Source organism: Pseudomonas sp. BYT-1, from assembly GCF_023611805.1.
Taxonomy (GTDB): domain Bacteria; phylum Pseudomonadota; class Gammaproteobacteria; order Pseudomonadales; family Pseudomonadaceae; genus Aquipseudomonas; species Aquipseudomonas guariconensis.
Genome location: NZ_CP072560.1, coordinates 119,052 through 135,584, shown reverse-complemented (window position 1 = coordinate 135,584; position 16,533 = coordinate 119,052). Strand labels below are relative to the sequence as shown.

8 protein-coding genes and 5 pseudogenes are annotated in these 16,533 nt (G+C 54.6%); 9 read left to right on the top strand and 4 right to left on the bottom strand.

Translation table 11 applies throughout. From position 1 onward, the window contains the following. Nucleotides 1–56: 56 nt before the first annotated feature. Together J5X93_RS26885 and J5X93_RS26880 are read left to right on the top strand one after the other, a co-directional pair. Nucleotides 57–968 (top strand): annotated as a pseudogene (locus tag J5X93_RS26885) (IS3 family transposase); the annotation flags it as partial. A 16-nt stretch (nt 969–984) separates the two neighbouring features. Further along, nucleotides 985–1,251 (top strand): annotated as a pseudogene (locus tag J5X93_RS26880) (IS3 family transposase); the annotation flags it as partial. Nucleotides 1,252–1,397: 146 nt separating this feature from the next. Here the strand turns inward: J5X93_RS26880 and J5X93_RS26875 are convergent. The 3 pseudogenes from J5X93_RS26875 to J5X93_RS26865 form a co-directional block, all read right to left on the bottom strand. Beyond that, nucleotides 1,398–1,868, bottom strand: a pseudogene (locus tag J5X93_RS26875) (IS5 family transposase); the annotation flags it as partial. A 59-nt stretch (nt 1,869–1,927) separates the two neighbouring features. Beyond that, nucleotides 1,928–3,195 (bottom strand): annotated as a pseudogene (gene ltrA / locus J5X93_RS26870) (group II intron reverse transcriptase/maturase). A gap of 521 nt (nt 3,196–3,716) precedes the next feature. Continuing rightward, a pseudogene (locus tag J5X93_RS26865) lies at nt 3,717–4,229 on the bottom strand (IS5-like element ISPa16 family transposase); the annotation flags it as partial. 271 nt (nt 4,230–4,500) lie between these two features. Here J5X93_RS26865 and J5X93_RS26860 point away from each other — a divergent pair. The 4 genes from J5X93_RS26860 (at nt 4,501) to J5X93_RS26845 (ending at nt 9,289) form a co-directional block, all read left to right on the top strand. Continuing rightward, nucleotides 4,501–5,055 (top strand): hypothetical protein, encoded by a 555-nt coding sequence (locus J5X93_RS26860; RefSeq protein WP_250035003.1) that lies wholly within the window; start codon nt 4,501–4,503, stop codon nt 5,053–5,055. Nucleotides 5,056–5,135: 80 nt separating this feature from the next. Then, the gene (locus J5X93_RS26855; protein ID WP_023662228.1) at nt 5,136–6,863 is read left to right on the top strand and encodes a VWA domain-containing protein; all 1,728 of its coding nucleotides are present in this window, start codon (nt 5,136–5,138) and stop codon (nt 6,861–6,863) included. A gap of 124 nt (nt 6,864–6,987) precedes the next feature. Then, entirely contained in the window at nt 6,988–8,052 is a 1,065-nt protein-coding gene (locus tag J5X93_RS26850) for an AAA family ATPase (protein ID WP_023662227.1), read from the top strand. 115 nt (nt 8,053–8,167) lie between these two features. Further along, the gene (locus J5X93_RS26845; protein WP_023662226.1) at nt 8,168–9,289 is read left to right on the top strand and encodes a DUF3150 domain-containing protein; all 1,122 of its coding nucleotides are present in this window, start codon (nt 8,168–8,170) and stop codon (nt 9,287–9,289) included. A 56-nt stretch (nt 9,290–9,345) separates the two neighbouring features. Here J5X93_RS26845 and J5X93_RS26840 read toward each other — a convergent pair whose 3' ends face one another. Further along, nucleotides 9,346–10,035, bottom strand: coding sequence for an XRE family transcriptional regulator (locus J5X93_RS26840; protein WP_223817440.1), 690 nt, complete (start codon nt 10,033–10,035; stop codon nt 9,346–9,348). Nucleotides 10,036–10,321: 286 nt separating this feature from the next. On the opposite strand from J5X93_RS26840, the gene J5X93_RS26835 reads away from it, so the two are divergent. From J5X93_RS26835 to J5X93_RS26825, 3 genes are all read left to right on the top strand, one after another. Continuing rightward, on the top strand, nt 10,322–11,314 hold the full coding sequence (locus tag J5X93_RS26835; RefSeq protein WP_023662224.1) for a hypothetical protein: 993 nt from the start codon (nt 10,322–10,324) through the stop codon (nt 11,312–11,314). A 137-nt stretch (nt 11,315–11,451) separates the two neighbouring features. Then, a complete protein-coding gene (locus J5X93_RS26830) occupies nt 11,452–13,986 on the top strand; it encodes a DNA topoisomerase (protein ID WP_024717739.1) in 2,535 nt (844 codons plus the stop codon). After that, on the top strand, nt 13,983–16,490 hold the full coding sequence (locus J5X93_RS26825; protein WP_172688362.1) for an HD domain-containing protein: 2,508 nt from the start codon (nt 13,983–13,985) through the stop codon (nt 16,488–16,490). Before J5X93_RS26830 ends, J5X93_RS26825 begins: the two co-directional genes overlap by 4 nt. Nucleotides 16,491–16,533 lie beyond the last annotated feature (43 nt).

Sequence of the window (16,533 nt, the reverse complement as noted above, 5' to 3'; positions counted from 1 at the left end):
CCACAACGAGCTGTGGCGTAGTCCAGCGAAGTTCGGTGCTGGAGTCATGGTGAAATAAAAAAGGCCGCCGCGTACTTTGCCAAGGAGTGCGGCTGAAGTACGCCTTCATCAAGAAGCACTCGACTGATTACCCGGTGCGGCGCCTTTGCCAAACCCTCAAGGTGCACCCCAGCGGCTACTACGCCTGGCTGGCCGAGCCTCAATCTGCCCGAGCAAAAGAAGATCAACGTCTGCTTGGCTTGATCAAACACGCTTGGCTAGAAAGCGGAGGTGTATACGGCTACCGCAAAATTCACGATGACCTACGTGAGCTGGGAGAGGAATGCGGACGAAATCGAGTCGGGCGCTTGATGCAGGCGGAGGGGCTGCGTTCGCAAACGGGCTATCGGCGGCGTCCAGGGTTTTACGGTGGAAAACCAACAGTGGCCTCGCCCAACCACCTCGCGCGGCAGTTCAAGGTCAGTGAGCCGAACAAGGTCTGGGTGACAGATATCACTTACATCCGCACCTATGAAGGATGGCTCTATCTGGCGGTAGTGCTGGATCTGTTCTCACGCCAAGTAATTGGTTGGTCAATGAAGCCAAGGATGTGCAGCGACCTGGCTATCGACGCAATGTTGATGGCTGTGTGGCGACGTAAGCCACAGCAGCAAGTGATGATTCACTCAGATCAAGGTAGTCAGTTCAGTAGCTCAGATTGGCAAAGCTTCTTGAAGGCTAACAATGTAATCAGCAGCATGAGCCGGCGGGGAAACTGCCACGACAATGCCGTAGCCGAGAGCTTTTTCCAGCTTTTGAAGCGGGAGCGAATCCGACGAAAGATCTACACAACCCGTGAAGAAGCCCGAAGTGATATTTTCGATTACATCGAAATGTTCTATAACCCTAAACGCCGACACAGCAGTGCTATGCAGCTGTCTCCAATAGAATATGAGAAACGCTATTTCCTGAGCTTGGAGAGTGTCTAGGAAACCAGGGGCGATTCAAAGCTTCTTGAAGGCTAACAATGTAATCAGCAGCATGAGCCGGCGGGGAAACTGCCACGACAATGCCGTAGCCGAGAGCTTTTTCCAGCTTTTGAAGCGGGAGCGAATCCGACGAAAGATCTACACAACCCGTGAAGAAGCCCGAAGTGATATTTTCGATTACATCGAAATGTTCTATAACCCTAAACGCCGACACAGCAGTGCTATGCAGCTGTCTCCAATAGAATATGAGAAACGCTATTTCCTGAGCTTGGAGAGTGTCTAGGGAAGGTCTGAAGTAACCCTGTATTTCCGGTCGACTTCAGCCCTTGCTGCTTTTGAAAGCGGGCCGTCGATCAAAATCGACCAGGTAACCCGCTCAGTTCTCCGTTTTTGGCCGCCGCGAGCACCTCGCAGCAGCCATTTTCCGCATTACAGGTGCACCTGTCCTGCGGTAGTCAGCAAATGTCGGCGCGCCATCCATAGGTTCGACAGCGCGAACAGCGTCACCAGCTGAGCGGTGTTCTTGGCCAGGCCACGGAAGCGCACCTTCACGTAACCGAACTGGCGCTTGATCACTCGAAACGGGTGCTCGACCTTCGCTCGCACTTGTGCCTTGGCCTTCTCGATCTTGCGCTTGGCTTTGTACAGGGCGCTGCGTTTATCGAGCTTCTTGTAGGTGCTGCGGCGTGCTGCGACCTGCCAGATCACTTCGCGGCCCGCATGTTCGGGGCGCTTTTCGACGCCGGTGTAGCCGGCATCGGCGCAGACGACGTTCTCGTTACCGTGCAGCAGTTTGTCGACCTGGGTGATATCCGCCACGTTGGCTGCCGTGCCTACCACGCTGTGTACCAGCCCCGACTCATCATCCACGCCGATGTGCGCCTTCATGCCAAAGTGGTGAGTCGGCCACAGGAACTGCCCCCGTAGCCGCTCGCAGAACCGTACGTGACACTCTCGCGTCATACGGCTCCCGTTATCCAACCTGTTGCTCGGTTACTTGCCAGTGATAAAACAGTCGAGGGGCAGCCGTCTGCACCGTGTCCAACCATTGAGATATGCGCCGCTTGCGCCCGTGAAGTATTTTGTACTTACGACCGGCCCAACGCTTGAGTGCGCTATCGATATGTCGAGAGATGCCAAGCATGGCCGTCCGATAGAACGCGCCATAGTACTGCCACCAACCTTGTATCACTGGGTTGTAAAGCCGAGCCACAGCAGCCAGCGTCACGTGAGTTTGGCGGTTGACCCGCCACTCGCGCACTGCTCGCCGCATCCGCTTCAACGCTTGCGCACTGACTCCCGGCAGGAAGCTGGTGAAAAGGTTGTTCTGTTGGCCGATTGCCTTCCTGGGTCTAAAAGTGAAACCAAGGAAGGTAAAGCTCACATGCGGATACTCCGCGCGTCGATTGCTGTCCTTGCAGTACACGATTTTCGATTTCTCGGGATGCATCGTGAGACCACAAACTGCTAGACGTGAAGCGATTGAACGCATCACGTGTTCTGCCTGCCTCTCGCTACGACAATGCACTACCGCATCATCGGCGTACCGGGCAAAAGGACAGTTTGCGCTGTTTCGTTGCATCCAAGCGTCAAAGGTGTAATGCATGAACAGATTCATCAGCATGGGACTGATCACGCCGCCTTGCGGGGTGCCACGTTCGCGTTGAATGCGAACGCCATCTGCTGCCTCGAACGGAGCAACCAGCCATCGTTCGATGTACAGCAGTATCCAGTCCTCTTTGATATGGGTTCGCACCGCTTTCATCAGCAGTTCATGATCAATGTGATCAAAAGCCGCCTTGATATCAAACTCCACCACCCAGTCGTATCGCCAGCAGCGCTCGCGTGTGATCGCTATGGCCTGTTTGGCTGAACGCCCTGGTCGGTATCCATATGAGTCCGGATGGAAAAGCGCATCCAGCTTCGGCTCGATGAGGAGTTTGACTACAGTTTGTGCGATACGGTCGCTGACCGTAGGCACTCCCAGCCTGCGTATACCCCCCGATGCCTTCGGTATCTCAACAACCTTGACCGGCGGCGGGAAATAAGACCCCGACGACATTCGATTCCATAGCTTGTAAAGATTCTTCGGCAGGTTCCGCTCAAAATCGGCAATGGTCTCATCGTCGATTCCAGCAGCTCCCCGGTTGGTTCTGACCTGCTGATAGGCCTCCCATATCACGCGCTTCGCTATGTTGTAAGGTTTGTTCGAACTCACGCCACTCATCCCCTGAGGTTGACAGCGTTCGTTGACAGGATAACGCCTCCCCTTCGCTCCGCCTTCATTACAAAGGCTTCATCACTACTACAGGAGGCTCCGCCCCTCATTCCAGCATTGGTATTCTTCCTCATGGTTTTAGCCATTTGTCATTTTCCTTTGCATCTGGAACAAGGTTCTCACGTTCCGTACCCAAGCCTGTATGGAGATCATGCCGCCTTTACACCGGCTGCCACTGGGGCCGTAAGCAGGTAACGCCCCAACTCGTCCTGAAGCCAGTACTCAACCTCAGTTTCGACAGCACTTTAGGGAATAACGATGCGTCATCGGACGGTTTGCTTTCGCTCATCTTCTCCATACTCACCTGCCATCATCATGGGATGACTTTTCCTCGGTTGCTCACCACCGCACCTTTTGGATGCAGCAGCACCGGGTGGTTTGAAGCCTGCTCCTGCAAGCCGACTTCGGAAGGCCTACTTCCATCTTCGGTACAGCATCACAGGTCATACGACCTGTGTTCGTGACACACAATACTGGTTCCCTTTCTTGCTCTGGTGCATTTCCGGGTCGCGCTTGCCGTCCTGGTTCTTGGTCGAGCTGGGTGCGTGGATCAGTGTGGCATCGACGATAGTGCCCTGGCGCAGCGACAGGCCGCGATCCCCCAGGTAGCCATTGATTACGCCGAGGATGCCGGCTGCCAGCTCATGTTTCTCCAGCAAACGACGGAAGTTGAGGATGGTGGTTTCGTCGGGAATGCGCTCCAGGCTCAGCCCGGCGAACTGACGCAGGATGGTCGTCTCGTAGAGCGCTTCTTCCATGGCCGGGTCGCTGTAGCCGAACCAGTTCTGCATCAGATGGATACGTAACATGGCCATCAGCGGATAGGCTGGACGACCACCTTCACCCTTTGGGTAGTGTGGCTCGATCAGGGCAATCAATCCCTTCCACGGCACCACCTGATCCATCTCGATCAGGAACAATTCCTTACGGGTCTGCTTGCGCTTGCCGGCGTACTCGGCGTCGGCGAAGGTCATCTGCTTCATGGAAAAACTCGGCTGGCGGGATCGGCGTATTTCACCAGATTCGGGAAGTCTTTTTCAGACCTTCCCTAGGAAACCAGGGGCGATTCACTCTATTTTTTGGCCTGAGCCTCACTCGTGGTGAAATAGAGGCCGGGGCTGTAAAAGCAGGCCTCATTCCGGCTCAGCAATAGATAGGGAGGTCAAATTGGCCGCAAAATCAACACCGCTCGCAGTCAAGGTAGCGATTTACCAGCGGCTACTCGCAGGGGACATAGCCAGGGATGTCGGCCGTATGTATGTCATCAGCTTGCCTACCATCTGGAAGTATGCGAATGACGCCGTCGCTGAGCTGCGCCTGCTTGAGGCAGTTGAGAGTTCGCCAATACTCATAGGCTTCTTGAGTCGAACCGTCAAAATCCAATGCTTCCAGTATGTGGACGACGAGGTTGTGCGTGATCTGATGGCACCGATCTTGGAGCCATACCTTGCCCAGGCAGAGAGAATTAACTTCGCGGGTCGCGAGAGCGCTGATCAATCGCTGTCGACCAGGGTAAGTCGAACGACCGAAGAGGACTTTCAAGCGATCGTCGCAGAGATGTCGCAGTCAACCCATCCAGGCCTCACACCCTCTGCACTCCTACGCGACATTGTCGAGGACTATATCGCCCGTTACAAAGCCAACGAGCGGGCGCTACTGCCACCCCTAGACCATCAATCACTGTTGCCGGCTCCAGTGCAGCCTCCAGCACCTGCACTTGATGGCGCAGCACTGATGAAGGACCTCCATGGAGCTCTTCGCGACCAGTTGATGAAGCACGGAATCGAGCTGCCATTGACTGACCAGTGATTTTCCAATCACGTGTCAAGCATCTCCCTTTGTAAGGCGTAGGCATAGCCGATGCCGTCATTCAACAAAAGGGGATATCCATGGGTCTCGCTCAAACGCAGCTTCCTGCAAAGTCCAACGTCTCGATGCGCCACATTTACCTTTACACCCATCTGCTGATCGCGGAAGCGAACAAGGCGGGTCGACGGGTGCGCATCATCTGGGGGAATATCAAAACGGCTTCGATTGGCCCTGATCACCAGGAGTCTGGCGGGTTGCTACTGACCTTGCCACTGACCGCTGCTATGGGTACTGAGGAAGATCTCGAACTGATTAATGGTCTACTCGACCATGAAATCCTCTGTCATGGCCTTCACACGGATTTCTCCGTCGTGATGAAACCAGATATCTCCGGAACATTGCTGAACGTTCTTGAGGATCCACGAGGCGAGCTTTTGGCAAAGCCACGCTTTCGTGGAGCCAACACCAATATCCACAACGCCCTAAAGATCCTGAAGAAAAGAGGGATTTTTCACGGGCCTGTCGCTGGCCAAGAAACCCCTCAGTCAATCTTGGTCGCCTGGCTGGTCACTGAGCTTCGGAGCGAGCTCCTTGAACAAACCTGCCTGCAGGAGTTCTCTCTCGCTTACCGTGCTCTTGCTGTCGCAACATTTGGAGCGGCGCTAGTTGATCAAGTCAAGGCAATTGCAGTGAAAGGGTGCAATGCACCGGATACTCAGGGGGCAAACAAAGCTGCCAATGAAATTGTCGATCTGCTGAAACTTACCAAGGACCAACAAACGGCTGCGCCCGAGCAAGGCCCTGGTAGCCCGTCCGACACGCAAGGCGAGCCCGGTTCTCCGGGTCAGACTGAAGGGAAAGGTCAACCAGGAGATATCTCAGACGCTCTCAACCAAGTCCTTAGCGCAAGCCAGAGTGACTGCGGAAGTTATGCAAAAGGTTTGGAAGATATAATTTGCTCTAGCCTGCCTGGGGTCAATCAGAATCGGGCTGGCGGATATCAACCAGACTTATCCAACGAGATGCAGGAAATGAGTCTGTCGAAGTCTGGCGGATCATTTGAAAATCGACGCCTTCTTCGGGCTGGCGCTCAGAAAACGGCAGCAATGCTATCTGCAACCTTCGAACAGTTTATTGAAGCTATTACCCAAAATGAGGTTTTGACAACAAACGAGGGAAGACTTAACACCCGAAAACTTTGGCGGTACGCAGTAGGCGACGATCAGATCTTCACCAAAAGAAAGCAAGCGGAGGAAATCGACACCTGCTTTTATTTGTTGGGTGATGAAAGTTCGTCCATGAGAAGTCGACTTGGACCCGAACCTGAAAAAGGTAAGGACGACAACAGGATCACAGCGCAAGAAGCTTGTAACCGTGTTTCGGTCGCAGTGGGTGAGGTGTTGAATAATACGTCCATACCTGTCGGAATTGCCACTTACAACACGGTGATTCGGGAATGGCACGCATTTGAAGATAGCTGGGCTAGCACGCTGCAACGGTATATGCCTACTCCCAAGGGACAAACGAAAACTCACCTTGCTGTGGTATGGGCGCTGAAGAAACTCATTGACCGGCCGGAGGCGCGCAGGATCCTGATTGTCATCACCGATGGCGACCCAGGTAACAGCGACATGCTGAGGTCGGCCGTTGACGAGGCAGCGCTCATGGGAATCGAAGTACGCTTCGTCCTGATCGGTGATGAACACTACAACCTATTCCAGGATGCTGGGATGGCCTGTGGTGTAGCTAAGACTGACAACGACCTGGCTACAGCCGTATTTGCGGCGCTTAAGCAGGGTTTCGTATAGACCACAACGTAAGACCAGCCGGACTCCTTGGGGTCCGGTTTTTTTATTCTTCTACACGCGTGTTAGGCATCCCCTTGTACCAGGCCTTCGCAAGAGGCCATCCATTGTCTACAGGGAATCGATCATGACCGCTTTTCAGTCCATCAATGAGCCACAACTCGACGCCGTAATCGACACACTCAACCCAATCGCTGTTCGTCTTGCACCAGAAGTTTTTGGTACCGACGCGCCATTTTTTGTTGGCTTGCAGACCAAAATCTTCAAAGAAACCCGGTTCACCCCAAAAATTGTTCCATACAGTTTTGATCCGGATTTACTAACTCGCTTAATCGTTTGGGCAGCCTCAGCTGGACTTGCACAGGACTTTTTCAAGGCCTCCATCAAGAAAGCGACCTACATTTACGGCCCCTCTGGCGCTGGTAAAACAACCTTGGTAGAAGCCTTCGCGTCACGGACGGGCAGATCGGTGTTTACAGTCCAGTGCTCTGAAGAATCTACGCTTTCCGACCTGTTCGGTAGCTGGAAACTCTGCGGCCCTGACGGGATGCAGTGGATCAACGGGAAGGTGTGTCAGTGGGCTAAAACCCCTAACTCCATTCTTCTCCTGGACGAGTTCGATCAGTTGCCACCTCAGATCCAAATGGGCCTCAATGGAATCCTCGATGGTAAGCCAATCTTCCTTGATCAGACTGGCGAGTTGATTCACATCGCGCCAGGTTGTTTGATCGCAGCTACCGGCAACACGAATGGTAGCGGTTCCGCTGGCGGTAAAGGAGGTAGTGCTGCGGGTTACAGGGGCACGAAGAAAATGAACATCGCCACGATTGACCGTTTCAACGTCATGTACTGCAACTACATGGAGGAAGGCCGGGAGGCCAACCTCATTGTTGAGCAGACCGGCACCCCCGTGGTCATCGCGCAAGCGATGGCAACCCTGGCTGCCAAGATCAGAGCCAATTTCATTGCTCTGACTGAGGACGCTGGGGCTGGTGGCATGGCCCTTAACTTCACAATCACCACCCGGAACGTGCTGAACTGGGCGATGAACTACAGGCTGCTCATGCAGATGGGGAAAACGACCGAGGAAAGCCAGAAACTGGCTCTCCAAATGACGGTTCTGGATTTTGCTCAACACCATGAAGCCGCGTCGATCTTGAAGATCTGGTCGACCATCGTCGGTACCGTCTAACGCTTCACCATACCCCGGTTCGCCGGGGTTTTTTCGTTTATGGGCGCCTGTGAGACATCTCCTGACACTGGGTCTTTCGCAAGAGATCCGTTCTTTCAATTTCAGGAGAGCCATCATGAGCACAACCAATCAAACCGATGACCTGGGTATCAGCATCCTTCAGGATGTTGTGCTTTTTGACTACATCATTGGTGGCAGCACCGGTGAGAAGACAGTTGATGGCGACGACTTCATCCGTGAGGTTGGCCGCATGCTGCCTTCAGGCTCGTTTGCCTGGGTCAACAAGTCCCGGTCGGAAGCAAAGCGAGAGATTCTCAAGGTAGGGGTATCTCGCAAGGTGAACAATCGTATCCGAGGGTACTTCGTTCCTACTCAGCACGCCAAAGAGCTTGCAAAAGTACTTAATGCGATTAAAGAGAAGTACCTAGAGGAGAAAGCTAAATTCCTCAGCGGTCTTCCAAAAATGGTAGAGGACTGGGCTAGTTCGGCTACTAACGCAGGTGTAACACAGGGTGGTAAGTCTCGTGCAGACTTGATCCGCCAGCATGCTCCTCAGGTTTCAGTACTTGAAAGGATGCTGACATTCGACACTTCGGCGATTCGTATCAACGACACCAGCTACTTTGGTGAAGATGATGCGCTTCAAAAGGAGGTCAAAGGCTTAGTCGGGCAAGCTGCATTAGAGATTGCGGAGGACGTTAATCGCTCCTGGACTCGCAAAGGCAACGGGAAAACCACATCAAGGATCTTGGGCTTGATTCGTCGCGTTCAGGACAAAGCTGAAGCGATGAGCGTTCTCTCAAGCAAGTTCTCTAACCTGGAACAGATGTGTGCTTCGGTATTAGCGGCTGTCCCTAGCGGACCGAGCATTGAAGGACTTGCTTACATTCAGGTATCTAGCTTGCTGTCATTCTGCATGGATCCTGAAAAGATTCTTGGAGAACATGCGACTGAGTTTGATCCGTTGAGTGTTGAAGCGTCAGATCCGGCCTCAGTAGTGGATCAAGACAGCGTTTTCTTCAGTAATTCGGCGCCTTCCTCTGTTCAGCCACAAGTCGAACACGATGAGGTGACTATTGTCCCTGAAGTCTCGGTGATCCCACCACTTCCAACTAGTCATAAGTCAGAAGATAATGTCTTCTTTGGAACAGCACCTGATCAACCCCTAATCGAGCCTGAGAAGGCGGTAGCATCGGATACGAACTCGCAGGCTTTAACAACTGCGTTCATTTTCTAACCCACAAAAAACCCCGGTCAATGACCGGGGTTTCTTTTTTTCTCTATGGATGTGGGTTAAGCAGTCGGCGAGCCTTTCAGATGAGGCAGCTCGATTTCCGCCTTAGCCAACAGCTGGCGCCCGGAGAGCTGCTCATACAGCAACACCATGGTCATGCGAACGGCGAGAGGGGTTTGATCCCATTCTTCCTGTTTCGGGATATAGCCAACCCAGGTGGGATCGCTGCCCATCTTCTCAATCGACAGCCAGAGTTGCTCATCAAGATCTTTTTTGTAGACAAAATCTTCTGGCGTGAAGAAATCAGCCAGGTTGTAAACTTGGATGAGCGGAAGACCAAGGAAGTCGGCCACCAACGACAGCTTTTCTTTGCCAAGCGACCGAATCTGGCGATTCCCGTTAGCCAGGGAGTTCCAGTAGATGACTGTGATACCCATGACATCGGCAATTGCACGGTCGGGCAGCCCTCGATCGACGATCACCTTCTTAATCAGCTTGACGAGGCGGGAGCCTGGCATGGTGTTTCGAGTGCTTTTTGCTGCAGGTGAATTTTCTTTTGGCGCTGCTTTGGCCTTGGCTGAAGCACGAGGTCTCTTAGGCGTGGCGGCAGCCTGAGGAGCCTGTGCCTCGGCCTCAGCAACACGTTTTCGAGCTACTGGCTTCGCAGCAGCTTTTGCAGGTGCTTTGGCAGGCGCTTGAGACTGCCGTCCTGTCGATTCACTTGCGGTCTTGTCGCTAGCTTTGGGCATTGTGCGGCTCCGGTTTGGTCGCGGCGTCTAACATGATTCGGGACGCTCTCTAGACAAATAAAGCAGAGAAATCCAGTATTAAATGGAAAAGATTCTACACAGTTAACAACAAGATTCAAATCTCTTGTTCCGGTGGAAAAAGAGACTTCTTTGACCTGGTGTGTCCCTGTGGCGGTAGCTCTGCGGGCGCTTCACGCGAGACAAGACGATTTTGATTCATCTTGTATTATTGGTACGTGTTGCGTATTCTTTGGAAAACCACGCCATTCACGTATCGAGGTACTCAATGCTGCCCCAGGACGCAAAGCGGAAGCCTGATTCCTATTCGTATCCAAACGGGATGCTCAACTCTGGCTACATCGCCGGCGTCCTGCGGTTCAATGATCCGGTCGAAGGTCTCTGTTTCATCCAGCAGACCCGTTCGGAAAACCACATGCTTCCCATCCACTACGACCCCAAGAAGTCGCCGATTCCTCGGGAGATCAAGGAGTGGGACCTCATCATGGCGTTCGTTCACACCGATGGCGCCATGCAGGGTGAAAACCGTATTGCACGGCTCAAGAGCATCCGTTTCGAGGCGCCGAACGTTATGCACCTGGGCGGCCGCTTCCGGGATGACTTTATGCGGAAGTGGGATGCTGTCGTACATGCCGCCGCAAAAGACTCTGGCACTCCGGCCTCGGTTGCAGCGCTGGAGCAGCAGCCCGGCGCCGGTACTGAAGACCGTCTCGACTCCTTCGACTGGAAGGCGATGGATCTCAACAAAAACGCCTCGAACCAGATTCGCATTGCAGGCTTCATCCAAGCCAAGAATCTGGAACGCAACCGGCGACACCCCGTGGACGGTACGCCAATCAACGACCGCCTGGTGGTGCTGATTCGACAGTCGAAAGACACCGATGCCTGCATCCCTGTTCGGTGGTATGGGCGTAATCTGCAGCCGCTGTCCGAAAAGCTTGCCCGCGGCATGCCCATCATCGTCAACGGTGAGTTCCGTATGGACGTCAAGGCCATCTCCCTGCCTGATGAGGAAACAGGGATCGCTGAGGTGTCCAAGATCCCATACATCCAGGCCAAAGATATGCCGGCTCCTGTGACCCCCGATTCAGGTCATATCAAGATCGTGCCGGGCTGGGCCGCTGAACTGTTCAAGAGCCACGGCACTCAAGCTTCGCAACCGAAAGAAGGCGGTGCAGAACGCAGCGCTTTGTTCGCATCGGCCTTTGGTTCTGAGTCGGCAAGCAAGCCTGCAACCCCAGGTGAGCAACAGGACGATTAAGCTGGGGCTGCCTCAACCCGTTTCGTGAAGCCATCGAGATCCAGCATTGGAGTCGGTGGCTTTTTTGTTTCTCAGCCATCAGTCACAGCCGGCAGCTGAGGAAGAAATCAAATTCTGTATTGGAAGACTAAGCCGCAATGGGCAAGACACTGATCATCACTGAAAAAGCAACCGTAGCGGTCTCTATCGCGCAAGCGGTCGGGGGCTTCAGTAAGGTGGAAACATGGCTTGAGAGCGAGAACGCAATTCTTGCCCCCGCGGCCGGCCACCTGGTTGAAATCTACTCCGAGGAAATGGCCAAGGCCGGGCGGGACATCGGCAATTTGCCAGTGATCCCTGACCATTTCGACCTGAGGGTCATCGAGCCCAAGGCCAAGTTCTACAACGTGCTTCAACGCCTTATGCGGCGCCCGGATGTCACTGCTGTAGCGAACGCGTGTGACGCCGGCCGCGAGGGTGAACTGATTTTTCGGCTCATTTACAAGATGGCTGGGTGCACAAAGCCGATGCTTCGGATGTGGATGAGATCCATGGTCGATGACGCCATCCGCCAGGCATACAAGAATATGCAGCCCGGCGCTGACTTCGACAACCTTGCAATGGCGGCTGAGATACGAGGCGAGGGCGACTACATCGTAGGCATTAACGCAAGTCGGGGGATTTCCCGCCTCTACGAGCGTGAGACAGCCAAAGCAGAGATCTTCCCGCTCGGCCGCGTGCAGACCCCTACGCTGTCCCTGGTTTGTGCTCTGGAGCTGGCCATTCTAACCTTCCGACCGGTTCCCTATTGGGAGGTGCACGGCAGTTTTGGGGTGGCCGCTGGTAAATACACCGGCAAGTGGGTGGCACCACAGCCCTCCGAGGCGAAGGGCGGATCCCAGCACCGGATCATGGATCGAGCAAAAGCGGATGCTCTGATCAGCAAGTGCTCTGGAGTAGCACCGAGCAGTGTGGTGGATGAAGTCAAGCCTGCCCAGACAGGCCCTGGCAAGCTATACGACCTCACCTCACTTCAGCGCGAGGCGAACCGCAAGCTTGGATTTTCTGCAGCTTACACGCTGGAGATTGCGCAGAAGCTTTACCTGGAGCTCAGCCTCACCACTTACCCACGAACAGACTCGGCTTACCTCCCTGATGACGCAATCAACGACACGAAGAAGGTCATGGGGATGTTTGGAGGAACCCCCTATGCAGAGCACGCGCAACGCGTGCTAGATGAAGGCTGGGTGCGACCCAACAAGAAGATTTTCGACTCGACGAAGGTGTCGGACCACTTCGCAATCATTCCTACCGGAAAGCGAGCAGGGGACCTAGAGCCGGACGTTCAGAAAATCTATGACATGATCGTCAAGCGCTTCATTGCCGTTTTCCATCCAGCGGCTGAGTATTCGGTGACTGTCCGGCTTACGACGGTGGCTGACGAACTCTTCAGGTCGACTGGTCGTGTGCTTGTCTCCCCAGGCTGGATGGTGGTTTACGGAGCCGGGATCGTCGAGGACGCAACCGATCGAGATGGTGACTCCGACGACAAGAAAGAGCTCGCACGGTACGTCAAGGGAGAGTCAGTCACTCCGCAGGGCATCGAGCTGAAGATGCTCAAAACCAAGCCTCCAGAACGGTACACCGAGGACACGTTGCTGGGCGCGATGGAGACGGCAGGGCGCCTGGTAGAGGATGAAGACCTTCGTGAGGCGATGAAAGAGCGGGGACTGGGTACACCGGTCACGCGCTCTGCAATGATCGAATCGCTCCAATCCACCAAGGACGGTGCCGGCCGAAAGAAAGAGCCCTATCTCATCCAGCAGAAGAAGTACTTTGCTCCCAGCGCAAAGGGGATGACTGTCTACCGTTTCCTGGTCGACAACGGCATCGATGCCCTTACGTCGCCAGTTCTCACCGGGGAATGGGAGCACAAGCTCCGTCAGATGGAAAAGGGGGCGTACAAGCGGGACGCTTTTAAGTCCGAGCTTGCAGAGTTGACGACGGCAATCCTCGACACCATCAAGAACAAATACGCAGGTGTCCAGGTCAAGAAGCTTGGCGCTCTTTGCCCCACCTGTGGTGGCGCAGTTGAGATCCAGGCCCGAACGTTCATGTGCGAGCGGCAGTGCGGATTTTCCATATGGCGGGAGATTGCCAGTCGCATGCTAAAAGTATCGGAAGCAGAAACTTTGCTCCGGGACAAGGTAGTGCTTGGGCTCAAGGGCTTTGTCAATCCGAAGAAATCCACCAAGTTCGAGGCAGGGCTGAAGCTGCTCGACACCGGCAAGGTCGAGTTTTACTTCGACCCGACGGCGAACACTCGGGACTCCAAAGGGAATGTCGTTTCCTGCCCGAAATGCCAAGGCGGCATGCGCAAAATCAAAGCCCCCAAAGGGCACTTCTGGGCCTGCGTTGATCGAGAGCAGTGCAATCACACCATGAACGATCGCGACGGCGATCCAGTGGAGCGGCCGAAGTCATTTCCATGTGACCTCTGCGGTAAACCCATGTACCTGCGGAATGCTGAAAAGTCTCCTTTCTGGGGTTGCAGTGGCTTTGTGAAGGGGGGCGGTGGGTGCTCTAACACCGTGAAAGACAATAACGGGACTCCGGTACCGAAGGAACAACCAGCAAGTTCTGACGGGGCGCCGTCTCCAACGATCCAGACAGACAGCGGAGCTTTCCTGTGAACGCCAACAACAAGGTCATACGCGCAACGGCCATCGTGTTCGGTTTCTGGTGGCTTTTGCTCACTGCCCGGGCCTTCGGCGGTTCTCCTATAGAGTTTTTAGATAGCTGGCCTCTGGTGGGCTACAACGTCTCACACTGGATTCTGGGTGTTGTTTCCGGCCTGTTCATCGGTGTCTGGTTTATCTGGTTCACCAGGTTGTCTGCACTGAACAAGCTGTACGCCGGCAAGAAAGGAAACACCCTCAACGGCGCCCGCTCGACGCTCGGCAAAGTTCCTATGCCCACCTTGGCTTTACCTCGCGTCGAGGCTGCGTCAAAGCGCCTACCCATTGCAAGCAAAAAAGTGCTCGCCTGGGTTGCCGCCAATGAGAAGAAGTGGCCAGCCCATGTAGCGTTCTTCTGGGCCATCTGGGATACCTATTCTGCACATGCTCACTTCCCCGCATCGCATCGCAAAGGGGGGCACGGAAATCGCCGGCTTTGGGAGCATTGTCTGGCCGTGGCAGACACCGCGCTGGAGGACGCTGGCACTTACGTATTCGACGGGGTTTACGTAAAGGCCCGTGGAAAGCCCAAGTTCAAAATCATCGACCTGAAGAACAAGGAATATCGATTTGACGCTACTGATCCACTGATCCCGATTCTGGGCCTGGCGCACGATATCGGGAAGCTCGAAGCCTACGTCCTCCTACCCGACGGTAGCGTGAAAACCCAGGAGGAGGGCGGAGCGCTCACCCCTCAGGATGACAACCGCATCTCCCACGACGCCCTGGGTGCGAGAATTCTTGCTCGCTTCCCAGAATACTGGGCCCTCCCTGCACGCGATCGACAAGCCGTGAACCTGGTCATTGCACATTACCACCACCCAAGTGATTTCCCGGTTGACCGCAATGGCCTTAGCCTGGATGACCGCATGACAGCCCTCATGGAGTTCTTGATCCTGGTAGACAAGAAGACCGGCACGGCCGAGTCGAGTATCACAGAGACACTGAGTGATCACGAGATTTCTGAGGACGAGTCCAACGCCATTTATCACTGCTTCGTCGAGATCATCACGGAGTACGGCAGGGTAAACGGCACCGGTGACCAGGCCAAGGACTCCACGCTCAAAATTGCTCAGAAGCATGACGGACTGATCGTCATCAGGGAAAAGGACCTACGGTCTCTGATCTTGGCCAAAATGGGCTGGTCGTTGGAGGAGGGTGAGGGCCGTTACCGCATGACCCTCAACCTGATGACAACCCTCCAGGAAAAAGGGCTACTGTACTCGCGGCACAATCATGCCGACATGAGCCGGTTCTTGCCGATGTACTCGGTGTCATTGCGCAACGCACAAACAGGTGCACATCTGACTACCTGGGAGCCTTGCATCATTGTACTGCCAGTTGCCACGACCCCCGAGCTTGCCGGCCTCAGTGGTTTGCCCAACATGGGTACCAAGCTGGACATCGAGCGCCCATTGTTCACACACAACCTGGGTATCACTGAAGCTGATGCGCTTCGGGCGATTGTTGCTCGCGGGTTCAGCGCTGAGATTGCAGCGAAGGTGAACATCGCCGGCAAGCAGGAAGAGAAGCCGAAGCCACAACCAGCACCAGCACCAGCACCAGCACCAGCACCAGCACCAGCACCAGCACCACAAGCTCAGCCTGATGTGGAGCAGGGTCAACCTGCAACTGCTGTCACCAGTGGAGCGAAACCAGGTGCTATGACGACCAATGTAAACGCACATCAAAGCTCCTCGCCAGCCCGCACCGCGGCTAACGAGGCCAGCGACGAGCACGACGCTCAAACTGGTATGTCAGCTGATGCGCAAGCGGCACTAGATGATGACGACCCGATCGTGAGCGGCGGTGATGATGACGACCTACTAGACGACGATCTACAGAGCTTGTCGCTCAGCTCGTTTGGGCCGGGGCCAGAGGCAGAACCAGAGGATGACTTCCTAAATCTGGAATCTGGGCAGCCTGGTAACGATGACGTCGATGATGTTGATGATGTGTTCGGCGCGTTCGCGATCAGTGAGCCTCCGCCGGTGAATACAACCGAGCAAAGTGGGCTTTCAGCGCCAGAACAAGAGGGTACTTACCCTGCCACTGTACCGAATAATGACGCCCCAGTCGTTTCCGTTTCTGTAGCGGTAGCTATCCCTGATCCAGACGCTGTACCAACGCGGAGGGTAAGCCCCGCTGCCGAGGCTGCGGCGCTCAAGGCACTTGCAGAGGCGGGCGCCAACTTCACTGCATTCGTTGCACCTAGGAAGAAAAAATCCAGCTCAGCTGAGCAGCTGCAAGGTATCCGCGCAGCAGTGAAAGCGGCAGAAATTCCGATCTGTGGGACAAGGGATGGATTTGATTACGTGCTGGAGGCCGACCTGATGATCTACGACCCTAAACTGAAATTGAGCACGCTAATTCGAACCGAGAAGTTGCCCACTGTAGAGGCTGCACCTGGAGTGGTGATGGTGGGCATTCCGGTTGCACCGATGCAACTGGACCTATGAGCTGCTGACCCTGACCATGACTCCCTGGCTGTCACGTAGAAAG